This window comes from Brevundimonas sp. UBA6550 (assembly GCF_002434505.1).
Classification (GTDB): domain Bacteria; phylum Pseudomonadota; class Alphaproteobacteria; order Caulobacterales; family Caulobacteraceae; genus Brevundimonas.
This window is the reverse complement of record NZ_DJKE01000008.1, coordinates 298,391-320,894: the sequence shown is the minus strand read 5'-3', so window position 1 is coordinate 320,894 and position 22,504 is coordinate 298,391. Positions and strand designations below refer to the sequence as shown.

Below are 22,504 nucleotides of genomic sequence, written 5' to 3'. Positions count from 1 at the left end.
CCTCAGACGGCCGCCTGGATGATCGGAATGAAATCCGCCGCCTTCAGCGAGGCGCCGCCGACCAGGGCCCCGCCGACCTCGGGCGTGGCCAGGATATCGCGGGCGTTGTCCGGCTTGACCGAACCGCCGTAGAGGATCGGCGCGGTGCGCGCGCCCTCCCCCAATCGCCTGACGATGGCGGCGCGGACGGCCGCATGAACCTCTGCGATCTGGTCCAGCGTAGGCGTCAGGCCCGTGCCGATGGCCCACACCGGCTCATAGGCCACGGCGAACGGCCGTTCCGACAGGCTGTCGGCCAGCGAACCCTCGACCTGGGCCGACACCACGGCGATGGCGTCGCCCGCCTCGCGCTGCGCCAGGGTCTCGCCGACGCAGACGATGGGTTCCAGGCCCGCCGCCACGGCCGCCTCGACCTTGCCCGCCACCTCGGCGTCGGTTTCACCGAATCCGGCCCGCCGTTCGGAGTGGCCCAGGATCACCAGCGTCGCGCCTGCGTCCGCCAGCATCTCGGCCGAGACCGATCCGGTAAAGGCGCCCGACGGCTTGGCGTGGCAGTCCTGACCGCCGACCGCCGCCGCCCCGTCCTTCAGCACAGCCGCCATGCGCTCGACCAACGTCGCGGCCGGACACAGGGCGACGCGACAGGCGCCATCGACGGATTTTGCGGCTTCGGCGATGGCCCGGGCTTCATCCAAGGCGCCGGCCAGGCCGTTCATCTTCCAATTGCCGACGATCATCTTCACGGATTGTTTCATGGCCGCCTGTCTAGGGGGCGCAAACCGCGAAGCCAAGAGGCGCGCCGCAATCTGGACATCATGCCATCCTTGCGGGGGCGTGCCCGGCGCGACTATACGCGACAGCTGACGCCAATATCGGCCTGTCCCGGGTTTTCGAATGCTCACCGCCTTCCGCGCCTTCTCTCGATCCAAATGGGCGGCCGCCCTGCTTGTCCTGATCGCGATCAGTTTCGTCATCGTCGGCGCGCGCATGGACGTGTTCTCGAACCTGGGTCCGAAACACGTGATCGACGCCGGCGAGCGTTCGATGAACGAGGCCGAGTTCAAGACCGCCTTCGATCAGGTGCGCGAGCGGCTGCAGCAGCAGGTGGGCCGCCCCCTGACCAATCAGGACCTGGTCGCCGAGAACATCCACACCCGCTTCCTGGCCGAACAGACCGAACAGCTGGGGTTCCTGAACTGGGCCTGGAAGGCGGGCATCCGCCCCGGTCAGGAGCTGGTCGTCAAACAGATCCGCAAGATTCCGGCCTTCTTCAACTCGGTGACGGGTCAGTTCGACCAGCAGGCCTATCAGGCCGCCCTGGCCCAGCAGAACCTGACGCCGGCCATGCTGGAGCAGGACCTGCGCGACCAATACGCCACCGAGCATTTCGGCGCCGCCGTCTTCGCCGGCGCCCGCGTGCCGCGCATCTACGGCGCCCTGCTGGCCGGTTCGGCGCTTGAAACGCGCGACGGTCGCTGGTTCGAAGTGACCTCGGCCATGGCGGGCCAGGTTCCCGCCCCGACCGACGCCCAGCTGAACGCCTTCATTCAGGAGAATGCCGAGCGTCTGCGCGCGCCCGAGTTCCGCATGGTCTCGGTCGTGCTGTTCACGCCCGACAACGCCGGCAATGCGCCGATCTCGGAAGATCGCATCCGCGAGCGTTTCGAGTTCAAGAAGGACACGCTGGGCAAGCCCGAGACCCGCACCTTCGTCACCCTGACCGCCCCGAACCGTGAGACGGCCCAGAAGATCGCCGCCGCCCTGCGCGCCGGTCAGTCGCCGGCCGACGTGGGCCGCGCCAACAACATCGCCCCCGCCAGCTTCGAGGCCACGCCGCGCGCCGCCATCGGCGACGCCGCCACGGCCGGCGCCGTTTTCGGCCTGCAGGCCAATCAGGTGTCCGATCCCGTTCAGGCCGGCGTGGGCTTCGCCGTCGCCAAGGTCACGGCCATCCAGCCGGCCGCCCCGGCTTCGCTGGAAAGCGCCCGCCAGGAGCTGATCCAGGAGCTGCGCGCCGAGGACGTGAAGACCCAGACCTACGCCAAGGTCGAGAAGTACGAAGCCGCCCGCACGGCCGGCAAGAACCTGGCCGACGCCGCGCGTGAAGCCGGCGGCCGCGTGGTCGACCTGCCGCCCTTCACCAAGGACGGCAAGCTGCCGAACGGTCAGGCGTTGAACGCCCCGCCGCAAATCTTCGAGACGGCCTGGAGCCTGACCAAGGGCGGCGAGAGCGACGTGGTCGACGCCGGCCAAGGCCAGTATTTCGCCATCCGCGTCAACGACATCCGCCCCTCGGCCCTGCCGACCCTGGCCGAAGTCCGCGCGCCCCTGGCCGAACAGTGGATCCAGCGCGAGACCATGCGCCGTCTGTCCACCAAGGCCGAGGAGCTGACCGCCCGCGTCCGCAACGGCGAGGACATCGCCGCCGTGGCCCGCTCGGTGAACGCGCCCCTGACGGTGCGCACCGGCGTGGTCCGCAATCAGGAAACCCAGCAATCGTTGGGACAGGGCGTGCTGCAGGGTCTGTTCGGCCAGTCGAAGGGCCAGGCCTTCTCGCAGCCGGCGTCGCAGACCGCCTATGTCGTCGGTCGCGTGGACAACATCCATGCCGCAAATCCCGCCGCCGCCGGCCCGCTGGCCGAACAGGTCCGTCCGCGCCTGACCCAGGAACTGGTCCAGGCCATGGTTCAGTCGTCCTTCACCGCCGGCGCCCAGCGTTCCAAGGCCAAGAACGACCCGGCCCAGGCGCTTTCGGCGCTTGGCCTGTCGGCCGACGCCAAGCCCGCCGCCCCGGCGCAATGACCACGGCGACGCCCGCCGACGCCGACTTCGACGCCTTCGCCGCCGGCCTTCGGGCCGGTCGGCCGCAGGTGATCGTGCGTCGGATCATCGACGATCTGGAAACGCCGGTTTCGGCCTATCTGAAGCTGGGCCTGCACCGCCCCTACGCCTGCCTGCTGGAGTCGGTGGAAGGCGGGGCGGTCAACGGCCGCTATTCGATCCTGACGCTGGACCCCGACGTGGTCTGGCGTTGCCGGGCGAACGTGGCCGAACTGGCGCGCGGTCCCGCCATCGCCCAGGGCGCCTTCACGCCCGAGAGCCAACCGGCGCTTCAGTCGCTGCGCGCCCTGATCGCGGCCTCGCGGTTCGACCTGCCCGACGACCTTCCGCCCATGGCGGCGGGCCTGTTCGGGGTGTTCGGCTATGACATGGTGCGGCTGCTGGAGCCGCTGGGCGCGCCCAACCCCGATCCGCTGGACCTGCCGGACGCCGTTCTGACCCGCCCGTCCCTGGTCGCCATCTTCGATTCGGTGCGGCACGAGATTGTCCTGATTTCCGCCGCCTACCCGGACGCAGGCCTGGACGCGCAGCCCGCCCACGACGCGGCGGTTGGCCAGCTCGACGCCTTCGAAGCCGCCTTGCGCGACCCGCTGCCGGTCCGCGCCGCGCCCCAGGAAACCCAGGCGCCGGCCTTCGCTTCTCCGGTGGACGAAGCCGGATTCGGCGAAATGGTGGCGCGGGCCAAGGACTATATCGCCGCCGGCGACATCTTTCAGGTCGTGCTCAGCCACCGCTTCTCCGCGCCCTGGTCGGCCGATCCCTTCGCCTTCTATCGGTCGTTGCGCCGTCAGAACCCGTCGCCCTATCTGTTCTATCTGAACTTCGACGGTTTCCAGTTGGCCGGATCCAGCCCGGAGATTCTGGTTCGGCTGAAGGACGGTGACGTGACCATTCGTCCGCTGGCCGGCACACGGGCGCGTGGCGAGACGCCAGAGGCGGACAAGGCGCTGGAAGTCGAACTGCTGGCCGATCCGAAGGAGCGGGCCGAGCATCTGATGCTGCTGGACCTGGGCCGCAACGACGTGGGCCGCGTGGCCGCGCCTGGCACGGTGGAGGTGACGGAAAGCTTCGTCGTCGAACGCTACAGCCAGGTCATGCACATCGTCTCGAACGTGCGGGGCAAGGCCGATCCGCGTCTGGACGCCGTCGACACCCTGCTGGCGGCCCTGCCCGCCGGCACCCTGTCGGGCGCGCCCAAGGTTCGCGCCATGGAGATCATCGACGAGTTGGAGAGCGAAAAGCGCGGCATCGGCTACGGCGGCGGCGTCGGCTATATCTCGGCCGGGGGCGAGGCGGACATCTGCATCACCCTGCGCACTGCCCTGTTCGCGGACGACCGCATCTTCGTCCAGGCGGGGGCCGGCGTGGTCGCCGACAGCGATCCGGCCGCCGAATACGCCGAAACCCAGCACAAGGCCCGCGCGCCGATGCGGGCGGCCGAGGAAGCCTGGCGCTTTCGCACCGGCAACCGCTAACGGGTCAGCGTCGTCGTCGGATCCTCGAACTGGACGCCAGGCCCGACGATGACCACCCCGGCCATCAGCAGCGCCGCCATCGCCGCCAGGGCGGCGGCGCCCAGGGCGGCGGCCGCGCTCGGCGGGCTTTCGACCACGATCAGTTGCGCCTTGGCGGCGGCGATCTTGGCGGCGATGTCTTTTTCGGCGGTCAGTTTCACGCCCACATCCTGCGCCTGGGCGGGTTAAAATGCGCTTTACCGCCGCGCTGGCTTGGCGCGGACGCGCGTCGCGCCTAGAAGCCAAGGCATGATCCTCGTCGTCGATAACTACGACAGCTTCACCTACAACCTCGTCCACTACCTCGCGGAGTTGGGCGCGCCGACGCATGTGGTGCGCAACGACGACCTGACGGTGGACCAGGCGTGGGCGCTGAACCCCGCCGCCGTCCTGCTGTCCCCCGGCCCCTGCGCGCCGGACCAAGCCGGCATCTGCCTGCCGCTGATCCAGACGGCGCCGGCCTCCATGCCGATCCTGGGCGTCTGTCTGGGCCATCAGGCCATCGGCCAGGCGTTCGGCGGCGAGGTGATCCGCGCCAAGACGCTGATGCACGGCAAGACGTCGCCCATCCTGCACGAGGGCCAGAGCGTCTTCGCCGGCCTGCCCTCGCCCTTCACCGCCACCCGCTATCATTCGCTGGCCGTCAGGCGCGAGACCTTGCCCGATGACCTCGAGGTCACCGCCTGGACGGCCGACGGCGAGATCATGGGGCTGCGACACCGCAGCCGCCCGATCCACGGCGTGCAGTTCCACCCGGAATCGATTGCCACCGAACACGGCCACGACATGCTGGCCAACTTCCTCGACATCGCCGGCGTGAAGCGCCTCGCGGCCGCCTGATCGTGACGGATTGACGATGGCGGAAGGGTTCAAGCCGATCCTGGCCCGGCTGGTCGAGGGCCGACCGCTGACGTCGGAACAGGCGCACGACTTCTTCGCCGCCTGTCTGCGGGGGGAGCCGACCCCGTCCCAGGTCGCCGCCGCCGTGACCGCCATGCGGATGCGCGGCGAGACGGTGGACGAGATCGCCGCCTTCGCCTCGGCCATGCGCGAGGCCGCCCTGACGCTGGATCACCCTTACGACGTCATCGACACCTGCGGCACCGGCGGCGACGGCCAGCACACCTACAACATCTCCACCGCCGCCGCCCTGGTGCTGGCCGGCGCGGGCTTGAAGGTGGCCAAGCACGGCAACCGAGCCATGTCTTCCAAATCAGGCTCTTCGGACGTTCTGTCGATCCTGGGCGTGAACCTGATGGCGGGCCAGGCCCAGCAACGGAAGGCGCTGGACGAGGCGGGCATCTGCTTCCTGTTCGCGCCCGCCTATCACGGGGCCATGCGTCACGTCGGACCCGTGCGGGCCGAGATCGGTTTCCGCACGGTATTCAATCTCCTGGGCCCGCTTTCGAACCCGGCGTCTGCACGACGTCAGGTGATGGGCGTCTATGATCCGCGTCTTTTGGAGCCCTTGGCCGAGGTTCTGGGGCGGCTGGGCGCGGCGCGCGCCTGGACCGTCCATGGTCAGGGCTTGGATGAACTGGCGACCTCCGGCCCGACCGAGGTGGCCGAGTGGACGGACGGCGACGTCCGACGGTTCCAGGTCACGCCAGAGGACGCAGGCCTGCCCCGAAGCTCCATCGACGCCATTCGCGGCGGCGACGCCGAGGAGAACGCCGCCGCCTTGCGCGCCCTGCTGGCCGGTCAGGCCGGCGCCTATCGCGACATCGTCCTGCTGAACGCCGCCGCCGCCCTGGTCGTGGCGGACAAGGCGGCCGACTTGGCAGAGGGCGCCGCGCTGGCTGCCGCCGCCATCGACGACGGCCGGGCCGCACAGGCGCTGGAGCGTCTGGCCCGCATCACCACGACCCCGCTGGACCCCGAAGCCGACGCATGACCGACGTTCTCGACCGTATCGCCGCCTATAAGCGCCAGGACGTCGCCGCCCGCAAGGCAGCCACGTCCCAGGACGCGATCGAGGCTATGGCCAGGACCGCCTCGGCGCCGCGCGGGTTTCGCGCCGCCCTGGAGCGGGTCGAAGAAGAAACGGGTCGCCCCGCCCTGATCGCCGAGATCAAGAAGGCCAGCCCGTCCAAGGGCCTGATTCGCCCCGACTTCGATCCTCCCGTTCTGGCCCGCGCCTATCAGGCGGGGGGCGCCGCCTGTCTTTCGGTGTTGACCGACAGTCCCAGCTTCCAGGGCGACAACGCCTATCTGGCCGCCGCGCGCGAGGCTGTCGCCCTGCCCTGCCTGCGCAAGGATTTCCTAGTCGATCCGTGGCAGGTGGCCGAAAGCCGCGCGTTGGGAGCCGACTGCATCCTGATCATCCTGGCCATGATCGACGACAGGCTTGCGGCCGAACTGCTGGCGGAGGCCGAACGGTTCGGCATGGACGCCTTGATCGAGACGCACGACGAGAACGAGATGGCCCGCGCCTGCGCATTGGGGGGCGATCTGGTGGGCGTCAACAACCGCTCGCTGCGGACGTTCGAGGTCGATCTGGAAGTCACCGAGCGCCTGTCGATGCTCAGCCCCGTGCGCGCGCTTCTGGTCGCGGAGAGCGGCATCTTCACGCCAGACGATGTCGCGCGCGTCTCCGCCGCCCACGCCCAGGCCATACTGGTCGGCGAGAGCCTGATGCGCCAGGCCGACGTCGAGGGGGCGACGCGGGCGTTGCTGGCGGCCTGAGACACGCCTTTCCTGATCCGATGTAGGCCAGCGCGGCCGTTAAGTTGACATTAGGAAGGAACACTTACAGAACATCGTCAATGTTCACGGCCCGTTCCGATTCTGCGGAAAAGGGCGCATGAGGGCTTGGCGATGCTCACGCGCAAACAGCACGAACTGCTGATGTTCATCCATGAACGTATTCAGGAGACGGGCGTCTCCCCCTCGTTCGACGAGATGAAGGAGGCGCTGGATCTGGCCTCGAAGTCGGGCATCCACCGGCTGATCACGGCGCTGGAGGAGCGCGGTTTCATCCGCCGCCTGGCCCACCGCGCCCGCGCGCTGGAAGTGACCAAACTGCCCGAACAGGCGACCGCCGGCGCGCCGCGCGGCCGGGCCGGGTTCAAGCCCGACGTGATCGAGGGCGGCGCACCCGTCCGCGAGGCCGCGCCGATGGCGGCCAACGACACGCGCGAACTGCCGCTGCTGGGCAAGATCGCCGCCGGCACGCCCATCGCCGCCATTCAGCACGAGCAGGACCGTCTGCCTGTGCCTGAATCCATGCTCGGCAAGGGCGATCACTACGTTCTGGAGATCGAGGGCGATTCGATGATCGAGGCCGGCATCCTGAATGGCGATCTGGTGGTGATCCGGCGCGGCGACACGGCGACCAATGGCGAGATCGTCGTGGCCCTGGTCGAGGGCGAGGAAGCCACCCTGAAGCGCCTGCGCCGCAAGGGCGGCTCCATCGCGCTGGAGCCGGCCAACCGCAACTATGAGACGCGCATCTTCGGTCCCGATCAGGTCGAGGTTCAGGGCAAGCTGGTTGGGCTCATGCGCCGCTATCACTGACGTCGGGGTCGGGTTGGCGCGTCCAGGGACGGTTTCCACGCACGTCGGTCGTCCAGACCGCGTGCCAGCGGTCGTCGTCGCGCCATAGCTCCACCGCCCCGCCCCTGGCGAAATCCACGCCGTCCAGAACCAGACGGCCGGCGCAGGATGCGGGAACATCCGAGACGACGGCGCGCACCCCGATGACCTCGGCCGTTTCGCACAGCGCCGCCAGACGCTCCAAGTCCGGTGCGCGCCTGCCCCACCACAGCGCGATAGGCCCGGCGGCGGGGCTTTGAGGTCGGCACGAGAAGCGATCGCAGGTCCAGCCGTCCACGTCTCGCCCGATCAGGGCCAGCCCCCTTCGGCGGGACCACAGGTCGGCGGCGAATTCTCTCACGCCCGGCCGCACGACGACTGCCTCGCCCTGCCGATGGAAGGCCGCGTTCGTCCCCCCGTCGCCGATCCAGAGGTCCGGCGCCGGAGGACGGGGCCAGATCAGCACCGCCGCCGCCAACGGCAGACCCAGCCAGCGCAGCCGCCCGTGCCACAGGCAGATGAACAGCACGCCGATGAAGGCGATGGGCAGAACGAAGTCGGGCGCGCTCGGTATGGTTCGCACGGCGCCGGGCAAGCCGGCCGTCCACGACCCGATCGCCAGCATCAGATCCACACCCCATCCCGCCACGGCCAGGAACGGACCGCCCAGGCCCAGCGGCTCCAACGCCGCGCCCAGCGCCAGGGCGGGCATCAGTATGAAGTCCGCCACCGGCGATGTGCCCAGATTGGCCAGCAGGCCATAGACGGCGGTGCGGTTGAAATGCTGCATCGAGAAGGGGCCGGTCGCCATGCCCGCGACCAGGCTGGCGGCCACCGCCGCCGTGATCCAGCCCGCGAACCGCTGGATGGCCAGGATCGGCCAGGGCGCGGAGATCTCGCGCGGTCGCTTGGGCCAGGCCTCGACCAGGGCCACCAAGGCCGCCGTCGCCGCGAACGACATCTGAAAGCCGGGCGTCACCACAGCCTCGGGCTGGATGGCCAGCACGACAAAGGCGGCAACCGCCAGACCGTGCATGGTCACCGCCTGTCGATCCAGCAGGATGGCGAGAAAGGCGATGGATGCGGTGATGGCGGCCCGCTCCGCCGGCGGCGGCGCACCGGACACCACCAGATAGACCCCGACCGCGACCAGGCCCGCCAAAGCCGCGATCTTCTTGCCCGGAACCCGCAGCGCCAACCAAGGCCATGCCGCGACGCCCAGCCGCACCGCAAAGAAGACGAAGCCGCCGACGATGGCCATGTGCAGACCCGACACCGACAGGATGTGCGCCAAACCGGAATCGCGCATCACGTCCATGTCCGCCTGACTGATCCAGGTCTCGTGGCTGGTGGTCATGGCGGCTGCGATGCCGCCCGTCCGCTGGCCCAGCCGCGTCACGATCCGCTGCGCCAGGGCGTAGCGCGCGCCGTTCACCGCCATCTCCAATCGCAGGCGCCACGGCGGGCGCGGCAGGTCGGCCTGTCGCGTCTCTCCCAGCGCGAAGGCGACCCCGCCCATGCCCTGGAAGAAGGCGTTGCGCCCGAAATCATAGGCGCCGGGGCTGGCCGGCGCGGGCGGCGGATTGAGGATGGCGAACAGGCGTATGGCCTGGCCGGGTTCGGGCGGCTCGCCCCGCACCGTGGCGCGAAGGCGCACCGGCGTCTCATCCGGCGCCAGGCCGCGAATCCAGACGGGCGCGATCACCACACGCGCGCCGCGCTGGCCGGGGCTGTCCACATCGACCACCCAGGCCTCGATCACCGTTGGCTCGCCGAGCGCCGGCGCGATGGGGGCGGCGACGAAGACGGTGCGCGCCTTAGCCGCCGCCAGGCCGCCCGCCAGACAGGCGATCATCAGCAGGGGCCAGGTGACGCGCCGCGTCCGCCCCCGCGCCTTGGCCAGGCCCCAAACCGCGAAGGCAGCGACCGTCGCCAGTCCCAGCGGCCAGAACGGCGGCTCGAACCGCAGGGCGAAATAGAGGGCGCACCCGCCGCCGAAAGCCACCGGCCCCCACAGCCGCCATCGCAACGCCTGGGCCGCGACCTGATCGGCCAGCCACATCCGCAATCGCGCGCCGGGGGTAGGCTTTGCCGCGTCGGGGCGTATAAGGGCCTCGCCTACGGACCCCTCCCCCATGACCTCACCTTCCTCGACTGTCGTCACCCGCTTCGCCCCCTCGCCGACAGGCTATCTGCATATCGGCGGGGCGAGAACCGCCTTGTTCAACTGGCTGTACGCCAAGCGACACGCAGGACGTTTCCTGATCCGGGTCGAGGACACCGACCGGGAACGCTCGACCGACGAAGCGGTCAAGGCGATCTTCGACGGCCTGAGCTGGCTGGAGCTGTTCGCCGACGAAGAGCCGGTGTTCCAATTCAGCCGCGCCGACCGCCACCGGGAGGTGGTCGATCAATTACTCGAAACCGGCCATGCCTATCGCGACTTCACCTCGGCCGAAGAGACCGGCCGTCTGCGCGACGAAGCCAAGGCCGAGAAACGCAGCTTCGAATCGCCGTGGCGCGACCGCGAGCCCACCGTGGACGATCTGGCCCTGCCCCACGTCGTGCGTTTCCGCCGCCCGCAATCGACCACGGTGACGGTGCCCGACGAGGTTCAAGGCGCGGTCAGTTGGTCGACCGACGATCTGGACGATCTGGTCCTGCTGCGCTCGGACGGCGCCCCGACCTATAATCTGGCCGTGGTGGTGGACGATCACGACATGGGCGTGACCCACGTCATTCGCGGCGACGACCATCTGAACAACGCCGCACGTCAGAGCCTGATCTACGACGCCCTGGGCTGGGCGCGCCCTGTCTTCGCCCACATCCCGCTGATTCACGGGCCGGACGGCGCCAAACTGTCCAAGCGGCACGGCGCCCAGGCGGTGCATGAATACGCCGAGATGGGCTATCTGCCCGAGGCCATGCGGAATTATCTGGCCCGCCTGGGCTGGGCGCACGGCGACGACGAACTGTTCAGCGACGCCCAGGCCATCGCCTGGTTCGACCTGGCCGGCATCGGCAAGGCCCCGGCGCGGCTGGACTTCGACAAACTGGCCCACGTCAACGCCCACTGGCTGCGCCTGGCCGACGACGAGCGTCTGGCCAAGCTGGCGCTGGACGCCCACCTGCAGAAGGGGCACGCCCTGGCAGAGGCGGACGAAGCCCGGCTCCAGCGCGCCATGCCCTTCGTCAAGGACCGCGCCAAGACGGTGCTGGACCTGGCCGATCAGACCGCATTCGTGCTGAAAGCCCGCCCTCTGACGCTCGACGACAAGGGCCACGCCCTTCTGGCCGGCGAGACGCTGGACCGCCTCTCGCGACTGCGCGACCGGCTGGCCCTGTTCCAGTCCTGGGACGTTTTCGCCCTGGATGCGGAGCTGAAGGCCTTCGCCGAATCAGAGGGCGTGGGCTTTGGAAAGATCGGTCCGCCGATGCGCGCGGCGCTTACCGCAGGGTCAGCTTCGCCCGATATCGCACGAACTTTATCCGCTCTCGGCCGCGACGAAAGTCTCGGACGCTTGGATGATGCGCTGCAACAGACTAAGTGATCACCCACAAACCAAAAAGCGGCCGACGCCTCCCCGCGCCTGGACGTATGATGCAAAGGGGCATTCATGACTGAACAAGCCAAAACCGCCGGCTCGGCGACCCTGTCCTTCGAGGACAAGACCATCGAGTTGCCGGTCCTTTCGGGCTCCACCGGCCCGGACGTCATCGACATCCGCAAGCTCTATGCGGGAACGGGCGCCTTCACCTTCGATCCCGGCTTCACCTCCACGGCGGCCTGTGAATCGGCCCTGACCTATATCGACGGCGATGCAGGCGTACTGCTGCACCGGGGCTATCCCATCGACCAGCTGGCGTCGAAGTCGAACTTCCTGGAAGTCTGCCACCTGCTGCTGCACGGCGAACTGCCGACCGCCGCTCAGTTCGAGAAGTTCGAGAACAGCATCACCACCCACACGATGCTGCACGCCCAGTTCGACCGCTTCTTCGAGGGCTTCCGCCGCGACGCCCACCCGATGTCGATCATGGTCGGCACGGTCGGCGCCCTGTCGGCCTTCTATCACGACAGCCTGGACATCCATGATCCGGTGCAGCGCGACATCTCGGCCATCCGCCTGATCGCCAAGATGCCGACCATCGCGGCCCGCGCCTACAAGTATCACGTCGGCCAGCCCTTCATCTCGCCGCGCAACGACCTGTCGTACGCCGAGAACTTCCTGCGGATGTGCTTCGCCGTGCCGGCCGAAGACTATCACGTCGATCCGGCCTTGGTTCGCGCCATGGACCGCATCTTCACCCTGCACGCCGACCACGAACAGAACGCCTCTACCTCGACCGTTCGTCTGGCCGGTTCGTCGGGCGCCAATCCGTTCGCCTGTATCGCGGCCGGCATCGCCTGCCTGTGGGGCCCGTCGCACGGCGGCGCCAACGAAGAGGCGCTGAACATGCTCAAGGAAATCGGCACGCCCGACAAGATTCCTGAGTTCATTCAGGGTGTGAAGGACCGCAAGTATAAGCTGATGGGCTTCGGTCACCGCGTGTATAAGAACTACGATCCGCGCGCCAAGGTCATGCAGCAGTCGGCCTATGAAGTGCTGGCCGCCACAGGCCGCGAGAACGATCCGCTGTTCCAGGTCGCCAAGGAGCTGGAGAAGGTCGCCCTGTCGGACGAATATTTCACCTCGCGCAAGCTGTTCCCGAACGTCGACTTCTATTCGGGCATCACCCTGTCGGCGATGGGCTTCCCGACCACCATGTTCACCGTCCTGTTCGCCCTGGCCCGCACCGTGGGCTGGATCGCCCAGTGGCAGGAAATGATGTCGGACCCGTCGCAAAAGATCGGCCGCCCGCGTCAGCTGTACACCGGCCCGACCGAGCGCGACTATGTGCCCATCGATCAGCGCGGCTGATCGAAACGCCAGTACGAAATGCAGAACGCCGGGGACCTCCCCGGCGTTTTTGTTTGGCGGATCAGACCAGACGCAGATCGCGGAAGCGCGCGGCCAGATCGTCCAGGTCGCGGTGCATATGGGCCGCGCCGATGGCGGCGGCGCCCAGGGCCATGTCGTCGCCTTCGACCGCGATGGACAGGGCCAGGCTCTGGTCGATCGGGCCCATGGGATCGGCGGCCTTGCCGCGCGACAGGGCTTCCAGTCGTTCGACGGCGCGCGCCGCGTCTTGAGACCAGGGCGTCAGCCGCCCGTCCGCCCCCTCGTCGTGAAAACCACGCCCCAGGATGACGATGTCGCTGCGCACCCGCCAGAAGGCGCGGGCCAGGGCGGCGCGGTCGGCCGTCTCGCGCTGCGCGCCGGGGAAATCCACCACATTCTTGGCGGTCTGGCCCAGGGCGTCCAGCCGCCGCTTCAGATCGGCGTGTCGGCGGGTGATCTCGGCCGCGTCCCTGGCGTCACCCTTGGCGACCAGCGCCAGCAGCACGGCCGCCTCGCCCGCCGCTTCGCGCGCATGCAGTTTGAAAGCCTGGCGCGCATGACGAGGGAACAGGGCCAGAATGGCCACCACCCCGACGCCGCTGCCCACCAGGATTTCCATCACCCGGTCCAGCGCCAGGGACGCCGGCCCCTCCGATCCCGCACCGCCGGCGATGACGATGGTCGCCGTCACCGGGGCGATCTTCAACCAGGGGCGTCCGGTTCCCAGGAAGGCCAGGACCGCCGTCGAGACGGCGATGCTGAGCGCCAGGCTCTCCATCCCCGGCGGCCGGACGAAGGCAAAGGCCGCCCCCGCCAGCGCGCCTGTCACGGTGCCGATGGCCCGGTCGCGCGCGATGGCCACCACCCCGCCCCCGACGCTGGCCTGCACCACCACGATGGCGGAAATCACGCTCCAATAGGGATGGGGCAGACGCAGAAGCGTGGCGAGATACAGCGCGGCCGTCGCGGCCACCGCCATCTGCAAGGCCGCTCGCACCTCGGCCGCACGACGGGGGCTAAGGGCGCGGGCCACGGTCAGCTCGGCTCCGCGCCGGCCTTGGCGGCGATGACGCGCAAAACGGCGTCGGCGGCCAGTTCCGACGGATCGGGCCCGCCGCGCCCCATCAGGTCCAGCGCCGCCGTCTGGCGCCGCGCCTGCGCCCCGGCCATTTCGGGGTCGGACAGCAGCCGACCCACGGCGGAGGCCAGCAGGGCCGGCGTGGCCTCGTGCTGGATGTATTCCGGCGCGATCTGGTCGTCGGCGGCGACGTTGAACAGGGTGATGTATTTGGCCGTCACCATCCGCTTCATCAGCTGATACGACAGGCCGTCGATCTTATAGGCGATGACCATGGGGGCGCCGGCCAGGGCCAGTTCGGTCGAGACCGTGCCGCTGGTGGCCAGGGCCACGTCGGCGGCGCGCATGGCGCCGTATTTCTCGGCCTCGTCCACCAGATGCACGCGGAAGGGCCAGGTCGCGATGCGACCGGCGACGTCGCCAGCGACCGTGCCTGCGGCGATCACGGCGATCTCAAGCGCGGGATCGATGGCCTTCAGCTTGCGCACCGTCTCCTCATAGACGGGCGTCATTCGCGAAATCTCGCTGGGTCGGCTGCCCGGCAAGACCAGCAGCAGTTTTGCGTCCGCCGCTATGCCGCGTCGCGCGCGAAACGCCGCCCCGTCCGCATGGGCCATGTCGATGTGCAGCGCGGACGCGCCGACCACGGTCGTCGCCAGCCCCTCGCGCTCGAACCAGGGCGCATCGAAGCCATAGAGCGCCAGCAGATGATCGACCGCCCCGGCCAGCGTCTTGGCCCGGCCGGGGCGAGAGGCCCAGACCTGGGGGCCGACATATTTGATCAGCGGCACGTCGGGTCGCGCGGCGCGGATGGCCTGGGCGACGCGGATGGTGAAGCCCCAGCTGTCGATCAGGACCACGGCGTCCGGCCTTTCGCGCTCGGCCAGGGCCGCCGTCTCCGCGACCCGGCGCTTGACCTTGCCATAGGCGCGCAGACCCTCGATCCAGCCCAGGATCGACAGTTCGGCGATGTCGAACGGGCTGACCACGCCCTCTGCCGCCATGCGCGGTCCGCCGACGCCGACGAAGGCCACATCGTCGCCCAGCCGCGCCCGCAGCGCCTGGGCCAGACCGGCGCCCAGGGCGTCGCCCGACGCCTCGGCCGCCACCAGCATGATCTTCAGCGGGCGGCTCATTGATCCTCGCCCCAGACGAACAGGCCCAGCCGGTCCCCCGCCGCGACGATGCCGGGCCTGTCGATCAGGATAAGCCGGCCCGAGACCCCGCCGATGCCCGCCAATCCCGCCGCCGCCGCCATCTCCACCGTGCGCGGCCCGATCACCGGCATGTCGACGCGCAGATCCTGGATCGGCTTGGGCGCCTTGGCCAAGACGCCCTTTCTGTCGCCAGCCGAACCCCGCAGGTCGGCCGGGAGATTGGCGACCCGTCCCAGCATGGCGTCCGTGCCCTCTTGAGCCTCGACCGCCAGCACCAGACCGTCGCAGACGACAGCTCCTTGACCAATGTCCAGTTCGCCTGATTTTTCAGCGATATGCAGCGCCTTCTTCAGGTCCGAAAGCTGTTCAGGCGTCGGCCTAAACGCGCCAAGGGCGCCGGCGCCCAGCGTCTCGCCCCCCAGAATGTCGTCGGCGCCCTCGACCGCAAATCCTTCGGCCTCGAACACAGACAGGATCTTGCGCAGCAGGGCGTCGTCGCCCTTGGTCGCCGCCGCCACGATGCCGGGCAACAGGGTCGCGCCTTTGAAATCGGGCTTCAACGTCTTGAAATCCGGCCGGCTGACGATGCCCGCCAGACAGACCGCGCCGCAGCCGTTGGCCTTCAACGCCTTCAGGATCGCGCCGATCTGGGCCATGCCGAAATCGTCGCCGGGCCAGCGCGCCAGATGCGGATCGGCGAACCCCTCCAGCCGCACGACATAGACCGCCCGCCCCTCGGCCTCGCACCGCTGGGCCACAGCCTGGGGCAGGTCGCCGCCGCCCGCGATCAGCCCCAGCTTGACGCTCATTCCGCGTTCGGCAGGCACAGCGGCCGCTTGCCGCCCTCGCGGATGAAGGTCAGGATTTCGACGATCTCGGGCAGGTCGGAATAGTCGGCCGCGACCTGATCGACGCGCCCGGCGAACTCACCTCCGCCTTCGAACAGTTCGCGATAGGCGGCCAGCAGACGCCGCACCTGATCCTTGCCATAGCCCTTGCGCTTCAGGCCGATCAGATTCAGCCCTCTCAGCCGGGCATGATTACCCCAGGCCGAGCCATAGGGAATGACGTCGCGCGTCACGGCGGCCAGACCGCCGATGATCGCGCCCTGGCCCACCCGTCCGTTCTGGTGAACCGCGCAAAGACCGCCCAGGAAAACCTTGTCCCCGACCTGGGCGTGACCGCCCAGGGTCGCGTTATTGGCCATGACGACGTTATCGCCCACAATGCAGTCGTGACCGACGTGGGCGCCGGTCATGAACAGGTTGTTCGACCCGATCACCGTGACGCCCGTCCCCTGCCGCGTGCCTCGGTTGAAGGTGCAATGCTCGCGGATCAGGTTTTTGCGCCCGATCTCCAGCCGCACCGGCTCGCCCTTGTAGCCGTTGTGCTGAGGGTCGCCGCCGATGACGGCGAAGGGATGGATCGTCGTGTCCGCCCCGACCGTCGTGTCCTGCTGGATCACGACATGGCTGACCAGCCGCACATTCTCGCCCAGCGTCACGCTCGGCCCGACCGTACACCACGGCCCGACCTGGACCCCGTCGGCCAGCACGGCGGACGCATCGACGATGGCGGTCGGGTGAATGGTCATCAGGCGGCCGGCTCCGGCACGGTCACCACCATGGCCATGAACTCGGCCTCGGCGGCCAGCTTGCCGTCGATGAAGGTCTCGCCCCGGAACTTATAGGCGTCGCCGCGCGCCTTGATCACCTTGACCTCCATGCGCAGCTGATCGCCGGGCCGGGCGGGTTTGCGGAACCGCACGCCGTCGATGGACATGAACATGATGACCTTGTCGGCCACCGCGACGTCCAGCGTCTTGGACATCAGCAGGGCGCCGGTCTGGGCCATGGCCTCGACGATCAGAACGCCCGGCATGACCGGGTCGATCGGGAAATGGCCGGGGAAGAAGGGTTCGTTATGGGTGACGTTCTTGACGCCCACGATGGAGGTGCGGGGCACGAAGTCCTCGGCCTTGTCCACCAGCAGGAAAGGATAGCGGTGCGGCAGCCGCCGCATCACCTCGGCGTAATCGATCTTGCCGTCTTCGCTCATCCCTATGATTCCTTCGGGGCCTTCTTTGATGAGGCCTGTTTGGCGAGCCAGACGGTCTCGCGCAAGAACTGTCGGATCGGACGGGCCGGATAGCCCGACCAAGTTTCGCCCGCCGGCACATCGGCCAGCACGCCGGCGCCCGCCGCCACGCGCGCGCCCTCGCCGATGGTGATGTGGTCGCCGATCCCCGCCTTGCCGCCGAAGATGACGTTGTCGCCGACCGTGACCGAGCCGGAAATGCCCGTATTGGCGACCAGCAGGCAGTTGCGCCCGATGACGCAGTTGTGGCCCACCATGACCAGATTATCGATCTTCGTGTTTTCGCCGATGACGGTGTCGTCATAGGCGCCGCGGTCGATGCAGCTGTTGGCGCCGACCGTCACCCCGTCCTGCAGGATGACCCGGCCCAGCTGCGGAATGTCCATCACCCCGGCCTGGGTTCCGGTCGCGCCAAAGCCGGCCTCTCCGATCCGCGCGCCGGCGTACAACTTCACCCGGTCGCCGATCAGGGCGAAGCCGACGCTGACGTTGGCGCCGATCACGCAGTCCCGCCCGATCTGGACGCCCGGCGCAATCACGCTGTTGGCCCCGATGCGAGAGCCGCGCCCGATGCGAACGCCCGCGCCCAGAACGGCGCCCGGCTCGATCACCACGCTGTCGTCCTCGGCCGCCTCCTCGCTTCCGATGGCGGCGTCCAGCAGGATCGGGCGATGCAGAAGCATCGACGCCTTGGCCCAGGCGGCCTGGGGCGTGCGACAGACGATGACGGCGGCGTCCGCCGGCGCCGCGTCCACGGCCTCGGACGGCACGATCACGCAGCCGGCCTTGGTTTCCTTCAGGGCCCCGGCGAATTTGCGGTCGCCCAGAAACGCGATCGCGCCCCCGTCCGCCGAGGACAGGGGCGCGACGGAGGCGATCATGCGATCACCGCCCCGTTCGACCTCCCCGCCGATCCTGGCCGCCAGATCGGCGACGCTGAGGGGCGGCAGGGTCTCGAAGAAGCGGGGATCAGGCATCGAGACTTAGCGGGCGGCGGCCGGCTGGGCCTGCGTCTGAGCCGGCACGGTCATGCGGTTGAAGCTGAGCGTCGGCAGGGCGGTGTTCAGACGCTGAATGGCCAGATCGGTCACGTCCATGGCCGGGTTCATCATGAAGACGCTTTCGCGGTCCAGCAGCAGGCCGCAGCCCTTTTCCTGATACAGGGCGGTCAGGATGGGCGAGACCGCCTCGGTGATCGCCTGGCGCTGCATGCCCAGGGTATAGCGCAGTTCGTTCTCGCGGGTGGCTTCCAGCTGCTGGGCTTCCTGCGCGCGCTGCTGCAGGGCCTGGCGACGCTGTTGCAGCTGATCGGCCGGCAGGCTGGCGCCCGACGTCTGCAGTTGCTGGGCTTCGCTCTGGATCGCCGTGGCGTAGGGTTGCAGCTCGCCCTGAACTTCCTGGGCCAGTTGCTGCATCCGAGCTTCGACGGCCTGCCCAGCCGACGATTGGGCCAGCAGACGGGCGTTGTAATAGACGCACACGCCGGGGATCACCGGGCCGGGGTTGGCGGGGGCGGCGGACGCCTGCTGGGCCGTGGCGGCCGAGGCTGCGGTGGCGAGAAGCGAAGCGGCTGCGGTCGCCGCGATGATCAGAGCTTTCATGGGATTTCCTCGTGCGGTCGAAACGCCGCGATTAGAACTGGGTGGAGGTCGAGAAGCGGAAGGATTCGGTCTTGTCGTAGTCTTCCTTGGACAGGACCTTGGAGATGTCGAAGCGGATCGGACCCATCGGCGACTTCCAGTGGATGCTGACGCCGGCCGACGCACGCAGCGACAGCTCGTCGGCGATGTTCGGGTTCACCGTGCCGGTGGAGGTCAGCTTGTAGCGATCGTCCAGCACGCCCAGCGTCCCGACGTCGGCGAACAGCGAGGTCTTGATGCCATATTGCTCGGGCAGATAGTTCGGCACCGTCAGCTCGACCGTGCCGATGGCGTAGAAGTTGCCGCCCAGCGCGTCGGTCGTGTTCAGATCGCGCGGCCCCATGCCGGCGGTCTCGAAGCCACGGAAGCTGTTGCCGCCCTTGAAGAAGCGGTCGTTGATGCGGATCGGATCGCCGTTCCAGCCGCTGACATAGCCGGTCGAACCCTGCACGCTGACCACCCACGCCGGGGTGAAGCCATAATACCAGCTGGCGTCCGCCTCGGTCTTCACATAGTTCACGTCGCCGCCCAGACCCGCCAGGTCCTGACGCAGCGAGCCGGCCCAGCCGCGCGTCGGGCGCACCGGGTCATTGGTGTAGTTCATCTGCAACGTATAGCCGACGGACGAGTTGATGAAGCTGCCGACCTGGTCGCACAGCGCCGACGAACCCTGGCCGACGCCCGAGCAATAGCCGGACGGGACAATGATCTCGTCCGACTTCAGGAAGTAGCGCGTGCTGAGCAGCATATTGCCGTTCAGCGGATAGGACAGACGCAGGCCCGCGCCGGTCGAGCGGTAGTCGTACGACGAATACTGGCTGAGGTCGTAGCGCGAGTGGAATAGGTCGAAGCCGGCGCGCAGGTCGCGGCCCAGGAACTTCGGCTCGGTGAAGCGGAAGTCGACCTGCTGACGCAGCGAGCCCCACTCCAGGCGGGCCACCACGTTCTGGCCGCGTCCACGGAAGTTCCGCTCGGAAATGCCCAGGTTGACGGTGAAGGAGTCGACCGAGCTGAAGCCCGCGCCGACCGACAGTTCGCCGGTGGGCTGTTCCTGAACGTTGACGTTGATCACCGAACGGTCCGGCGCGCTGCCGCGCGTCTCCTCGACCTTCACGTCCTTGAAGAAGCCCAGGGCGCGCAGATTGTTGCGCGACCGCTCCATCAAGGCGCGATTGAAGGCGTCGCCTTCCGTCAGCATCAGTTCGCGCCGGATTACCGGGTCGATGGTGCGGGTGTTGCCGACCACATTGATGCGGTCGATATAGACCCGCTGCCCCTCTGAGACGTTGAAGGTCACGTCCACCGTGTCGGTGTCGGGATTGGCCCGATAGGTCGGATTGATCTCGACGAAGGCGTAGCCGGCCGAACCCGCCGCGAACGTCAGGGCGTCGACCGCCTGTTCGATCTTGTCGCTTTCGTACAGGTCGCCCGAGCGGATCGGGATCAGGCGCTGCAGGAAGTCGGCGTTCAGACGGTCGTTCTGGGTGACGACCTTGACCTCGCCGAAATTGTATTTGTCGCCTTCGTTCAGCGTCAGCGTCAGCTGGAACGCCTGATCGTCGGGCTGCAGTTCGGCGACCGAGGACACGACGCGGAAGTCGTAATAGCCCCGGTTAGTGTAGAACTTGCGCAGCTGCTCCTGGTCATATTCCAGGCGATTGGGATCGTAGTTGTCGTTGTTGGAGAAGAACTTCCACCAGGTCGACTTCTCGGTCACCATCACCCCGCGCACGTCCCGGTCGGAGAAGGCGTGGTTGCCCAGGACGTTGATCGCGCTGATGCCGGTCTGCGGGCCTTCGTTGATCTCGAAGATCACGTCCACGCGGTTCTGATCCAGCTGGACCAGCTTGGGCGTGACGGTCGCGGAGATGCGGCCCTGCAGGCGATACAGTTCGACGATGGCGCCGACGTCTTCCTGCACCTTGGCGCGGGTGTAGATGCCGCGCGGAGCCAGGGTGACCTCCTTGGTCAGCTTGTCCTGCGACAGCGCCTTGTTCCCCTCGAACACCACCTGGTTGATGATCGGGTTTTCCTTGATCTGAACGATCAGGTCCCCGTTCTGCACGCCCAGTTGCACGTCGGCGAACAGGCCGGTGCGCGACAGGGTGCGCACGGCGACGTCCAGGACCGAGGCGTCAACCGCATCGCCCGGACGGATCGGCAGGTAGGACAGCACCGTCGTCTGGTCGATCCGCTGGGCGCCCTGCACGATGATGCGGTTGATCGTGATCGTCTGGGGCGCGGCGATTTCCACGCGCGGGGTCTGCTCGGCGGCGGCGCCCTGAGGGGCAGGGGCAGGGGCAGGGGCAGGCGCCGGTGCAGGCGTTGCGGGCGCACCCTGCGCCGGCGCGGTCTGGGCCAGGGCGGGCGCGCCGAGACCGGCGGCGACGGCCAGCGCCAGCAGGCTGGAACGGGCGCTCAATCGAACGGCGGCGCGAGAGGTCATGTCATTCATTCGGGAAACCATCGGGGGCTGGCGTCGGCTCACGAGACGAGCCCGCCGAGGAATTGGAAGAGGTTGAGCTTCTGTAGGTCGTTCCACGTCGCGAACAACATAAATCCCGCCAAAAGCGCAAGACCTGCGCGATAGCCCATCTCCTGGAACCGCGCCGACACAGGTCGCCTGGCCACGGCTTCATAGCCGTAGAAAAGCAGATGCCCGCCGTCGAGGATCGGAATGGGAAGCAGATTTAGAAAGCCGATTCCGATCGAAAGTATGGCGGCCAGCGTCGTCAGCGTCAGGAGCAGATTGATCGCCATCTGGCCGGGCGCCGGGCTGGCCTCGACCGCGGCGGTCGTCAACGAGCCTGTGGCCTTGGCGATGCCCAGCGGGCCGCTGAACTGATCGCCGGACTCTCGGCCGGTCGCGAGGCGCCCCAGATAGGTCAGGGTCGAGCCGATGACGTCGCCGGTCTGGCGCACGCCCTCGACCACGGCGCCCACCGGGCCATAGCGCACATGACGCACGTCGGCGGCGGTCGATCCCAGGCCCAGACCGATGCGGCCGACCTTGACGCGGCCGGCGACGGGGTCGTTCTCCTCGCGCCGCTCGGGCACCGCCGTCAGGTGCAACGTCTGCGCGCCGCGTTCGACCGTGAACCGCACGGGATCGCCGGTCGACAGCATGACGGTGCGCGTCACCGCGCTGCCGTCCTTGATCGCCTTGTCGTTCACGCCGGTGATCAGGTCGCCGACCTGGAAACCGGCGGCGGCGGCCGGCGATCCCGCCTGCACCTGAGCCACGCGCGCCGGACGCAATTGAACGCCCACGGCCATGAAGACGATGGCGAAGATGGTGATGGCCAGGATGAAGTTGGCGATCGGTCCCGCGGCGACGACCAGGGCGCGCTGCCACACGGGCTTGAAGTGGAAATAGTCGCGTTCGGCCCCAGGCCCACGCTCGGCGACGACACGCTGGCGTAGTTCGTTAAGCCCCGCCTGATCCGGCACGCTGGACGCATCGAGATCGCCCGAGAACTTCACATAGCCGCCCAGCGGCAGCCAACCCAGCCGCCACTCGATGCCATGCCGATCCGTTCGGCTGAACACGGCCTTGCCGAAGCCGACCGCGAAACGATCCACCTTCACGCCAAAGGCGCGCGCGACCAGGAAGTGACCCAGTTCATGGATGGTGACGATAAAGGTCAGCACCAGCAGGAAAGGCACGATGTAGATCAGGATCTGACCCAGGACGCCCAGCATT

The 22,504-nt window shown here is 68.3% G+C and carries 20 protein-coding genes; 8 read left to right on the top strand and 12 right to left on the bottom strand.

Annotation, left to right across the window (positions count from 1 at the left end; genetic code table 11):
* Window positions 1-2 precede the first annotated feature (2 nt).
* Window positions 3-755 carry a triose-phosphate isomerase gene (tpiA, locus tag B3Z70_RS09485; RefSeq protein ID WP_292019800.1) on the bottom strand — a complete coding sequence of 251 codons (753 nt, stop codon included), beginning with the start codon at window positions 753-755 and terminating at the stop codon, window positions 3-5.
* 139 nt (window positions 756-894) lie between these two features.
* On the opposite strand from tpiA, the gene B3Z70_RS09480 reads away from it, so the two are divergent.
* Together B3Z70_RS09480 and trpE are read left to right on the top strand one after the other, a co-directional pair.
* The gene (locus B3Z70_RS09480; RefSeq protein WP_292019802.1) at window positions 895-2,802 is read left to right on the top strand and encodes a peptidyl-prolyl cis-trans isomerase; all 1,908 of its coding nucleotides are present in this window, start codon (window positions 895-897) and stop codon (window positions 2,800-2,802) included.
* A complete protein-coding gene (gene trpE / locus B3Z70_RS09475; protein WP_292045409.1) occupies window positions 2,799-4,316 on the top strand; it encodes an anthranilate synthase component I in 1,518 nt (505 codons plus the stop codon). The genes B3Z70_RS09480 and trpE overlap by 4 nt, the downstream gene beginning before the upstream one ends.
* Here trpE and B3Z70_RS09470 read toward each other — a convergent pair.
* On the bottom strand, window positions 4,313-4,516 hold the full coding sequence (locus tag B3Z70_RS09470; protein ID WP_292045407.1) for a peptidoglycan-binding protein: 204 nt from the start codon (window positions 4,514-4,516) through the stop codon (window positions 4,313-4,315). The genes trpE and B3Z70_RS09470 overlap by 4 nt on opposite strands.
* An 88-nt stretch (window positions 4,517-4,604) precedes the next feature.
* On the opposite strand from B3Z70_RS09470, the gene B3Z70_RS09465 reads away from it, so the two are divergent.
* From B3Z70_RS09465 to lexA, 4 genes are all read left to right on the top strand, one after another.
* Window positions 4,605-5,195, top strand: coding sequence for an anthranilate synthase component II (locus B3Z70_RS09465; RefSeq protein ID WP_292019807.1), 591 nt, complete (start codon window positions 4,605-4,607; stop codon window positions 5,193-5,195).
* 16 nt (window positions 5,196-5,211) lie between these two features.
* Window positions 5,212-6,249: an anthranilate phosphoribosyltransferase gene (trpD, locus tag B3Z70_RS09460; protein WP_292019809.1), complete on the top strand. Its 1,038-nt coding sequence runs from the start codon at window positions 5,212-5,214 to the stop codon at window positions 6,247-6,249.
* A complete protein-coding gene (gene trpC, locus B3Z70_RS09455; protein WP_292019811.1) occupies window positions 6,246-7,040 on the top strand; it encodes an indole-3-glycerol phosphate synthase TrpC in 795 nt (264 codons plus the stop codon). The genes trpD and trpC overlap by 4 nt, the downstream gene beginning before the upstream one ends.
* Before the next feature lie 132 nt (window positions 7,041-7,172).
* The gene (gene lexA / locus B3Z70_RS09450; RefSeq protein ID WP_292045405.1) at window positions 7,173-7,871 is read left to right on the top strand and encodes a transcriptional repressor LexA; all 699 of its coding nucleotides are present in this window, start codon (window positions 7,173-7,175) and stop codon (window positions 7,869-7,871) included.
* Here the strand turns inward: lexA and B3Z70_RS09445 are convergent.
* Window positions 7,852-9,951 (bottom strand): ComEC/Rec2 family competence protein, encoded by a 2,100-nt coding sequence (locus B3Z70_RS09445; RefSeq protein WP_292045403.1) that lies wholly within the window; start codon window positions 9,949-9,951, stop codon window positions 7,852-7,854. The genes lexA and B3Z70_RS09445 overlap by 20 nt on opposite strands.
* A 73-nt stretch (window positions 9,952-10,024) precedes the next feature.
* On the opposite strand from B3Z70_RS09445, the gene gltX reads away from it, so the two are divergent.
* A complete protein-coding gene (gene gltX / locus B3Z70_RS09440; protein ID WP_292022821.1) occupies window positions 10,025-11,440 on the top strand; it encodes a glutamate--tRNA ligase in 1,416 nt (471 codons plus the stop codon).
* Window positions 11,441-11,506: 66 nt separating this feature from the next.
* A complete protein-coding gene (gltA, locus tag B3Z70_RS09435; protein ID WP_292022819.1) occupies window positions 11,507-12,808 on the top strand; it encodes a citrate synthase in 1,302 nt (433 codons plus the stop codon).
* Between the two features lie 61 nt (window positions 12,809-12,869).
* Here the strand turns inward: gltA and B3Z70_RS09430 are convergent, their stop codons facing one another.
* Genes B3Z70_RS09430 through B3Z70_RS09390 form a run of 9 tightly spaced genes read right to left on the bottom strand, consistent with a single transcriptional unit; the run spans window position 12,870 to window position 22,503 of the window.
* Window positions 12,870-13,862: an FUSC family protein gene (locus B3Z70_RS09430; protein WP_292022817.1), complete on the bottom strand. Its 993-nt coding sequence runs from the start codon at window positions 13,860-13,862 to the stop codon at window positions 12,870-12,872.
* Between the two features lie 2 nt (window positions 13,863-13,864).
* Entirely contained in the window at window positions 13,865-15,043 is a 1,179-nt protein-coding gene (lpxB, locus tag B3Z70_RS09425; RefSeq protein WP_292022815.1) for a lipid-A-disaccharide synthase, read from the bottom strand.
* Entirely contained in the window at window positions 15,040-15,873 is an 834-nt protein-coding gene (lpxI, locus tag B3Z70_RS09420; protein WP_292022813.1) for a UDP-2,3-diacylglucosamine diphosphatase, read from the bottom strand. Before lpxI ends, lpxB begins: the two co-directional genes overlap by 4 nt.
* Window positions 15,870-16,658, bottom strand: coding sequence for an acyl-ACP--UDP-N-acetylglucosamine O-acyltransferase (gene lpxA, locus B3Z70_RS09415; protein ID WP_292022812.1), 789 nt, complete (start codon window positions 16,656-16,658; stop codon window positions 15,870-15,872). The genes lpxI and lpxA overlap by 4 nt, the downstream gene beginning before the upstream one ends.
* Entirely contained in the window at window positions 16,658-17,122 is a 465-nt protein-coding gene (gene fabZ / locus B3Z70_RS09410; protein WP_292022810.1) for a 3-hydroxyacyl-ACP dehydratase FabZ, read from the bottom strand. The genes lpxA and fabZ overlap by 1 nt, the downstream gene beginning before the upstream one ends.
* A 2-nt stretch (window positions 17,123-17,124) precedes the next feature.
* A complete protein-coding gene (lpxD, locus tag B3Z70_RS09405) occupies window positions 17,125-18,138 on the bottom strand; it encodes a UDP-3-O-(3-hydroxymyristoyl)glucosamine N-acyltransferase (protein ID WP_292022808.1) in 1,014 nt (337 codons plus the stop codon).
* Between the two features lie 6 nt (window positions 18,139-18,144).
* Window positions 18,145-18,762 (bottom strand): OmpH family outer membrane protein, encoded by a 618-nt coding sequence (locus tag B3Z70_RS09400; RefSeq protein WP_292022806.1) that lies wholly within the window; start codon window positions 18,760-18,762, stop codon window positions 18,145-18,147.
* A gap of 31 nt (window positions 18,763-18,793) precedes the next feature.
* Window positions 18,794-21,256: an outer membrane protein assembly factor BamA gene (gene bamA / locus B3Z70_RS09395; RefSeq protein WP_292045401.1), complete on the bottom strand. Its 2,463-nt coding sequence runs from the start codon at window positions 21,254-21,256 to the stop codon at window positions 18,794-18,796.
* 29 nt (window positions 21,257-21,285) lie between these two features.
* Window positions 21,286-22,503, bottom strand: a complete 1,218-nt coding sequence (locus B3Z70_RS09390; RefSeq protein WP_292023326.1) for a M50 family metallopeptidase — start codon at window positions 22,501-22,503, stop codon at window positions 21,286-21,288.
* Window position 22,504: the final 1 nt, after the last annotated feature.

Excerpts from the sequence above, each read along its gene's own strand:
- trpD (WP_292019809.1), top strand. The coding sequence starts at position 5,212 with ATGGCGGAAGGGTTCAAGCCGATCCTGGCCCGGCTGGTCGAGGGCCGA.
- lpxA (WP_292022812.1), bottom strand. The coding sequence starts at position 16,658 with ATGACCATTCACCCGACCGCCATCGTCGATGCGTCCGCCGTGCTGGCC.
- gltA (WP_292022819.1), top strand. The coding sequence starts at position 11,507 with ATGACTGAACAAGCCAAAACCGCCGGCTCGGCGACCCTGTCCTTCGAG.
- gltX (WP_292022821.1), top strand. The coding sequence starts at position 10,025 with ATGACCTCACCTTCCTCGACTGTCGTCACCCGCTTCGCCCCCTCGCCG.
- trpE (WP_292045409.1), top strand. The coding sequence starts at position 2,799 with ATGACCACGGCGACGCCCGCCGACGCCGACTTCGACGCCTTCGCCGCC.
- B3Z70_RS09445 (WP_292045403.1), bottom strand. The coding sequence starts at position 9,951 with ATGTGGCTGGCCGATCAGGTCGCGGCCCAGGCGTTGCGATGGCGGCTG.
- B3Z70_RS09480 (WP_292019802.1), top strand. The coding sequence starts at position 895 with ATGCTCACCGCCTTCCGCGCCTTCTCTCGATCCAAATGGGCGGCCGCC.
- lpxI (WP_292022813.1), bottom strand. The coding sequence starts at position 15,873 with ATGAGCGTCAAGCTGGGGCTGATCGCGGGCGGCGGCGACCTGCCCCAG.
- B3Z70_RS09465 (WP_292019807.1), top strand. The coding sequence starts at position 4,605 with ATGATCCTCGTCGTCGATAACTACGACAGCTTCACCTACAACCTCGTC.
- lexA (WP_292045405.1), top strand. The coding sequence starts at position 7,173 with ATGCTCACGCGCAAACAGCACGAACTGCTGATGTTCATCCATGAACGT.
- fabZ (WP_292022810.1), bottom strand. The coding sequence starts at position 17,122 with ATGAGCGAAGACGGCAAGATCGATTACGCCGAGGTGATGCGGCGGCTG.
- tpiA (WP_292019800.1), bottom strand. The coding sequence starts at position 755 with ATGAAACAATCCGTGAAGATGATCGTCGGCAATTGGAAGATGAACGGC.
- trpC (WP_292019811.1), top strand. The coding sequence starts at position 6,246 with ATGACCGACGTTCTCGACCGTATCGCCGCCTATAAGCGCCAGGACGTC.
- B3Z70_RS09400 (WP_292022806.1), bottom strand. The coding sequence starts at position 18,762 with ATGAAAGCTCTGATCATCGCGGCGACCGCAGCCGCTTCGCTTCTCGCC.
- lpxD (WP_292022808.1), bottom strand. The coding sequence starts at position 18,138 with ATGCCTGATCCCCGCTTCTTCGAGACCCTGCCGCCCCTCAGCGTCGCC.
- lpxB (WP_292022815.1), bottom strand. The coding sequence starts at position 15,043 with ATGAGCCGCCCGCTGAAGATCATGCTGGTGGCGGCCGAGGCGTCGGGC.
- bamA (WP_292045401.1), bottom strand. The coding sequence starts at position 21,256 with ATGAATGACATGACCTCTCGCGCCGCCGTTCGATTGAGCGCCCGTTCC.
- B3Z70_RS09390 (WP_292023326.1), bottom strand. The coding sequence starts at position 22,503 with ATGCTGGGCGTCCTGGGTCAGATCCTGATCTACATCGTGCCTTTCCTG.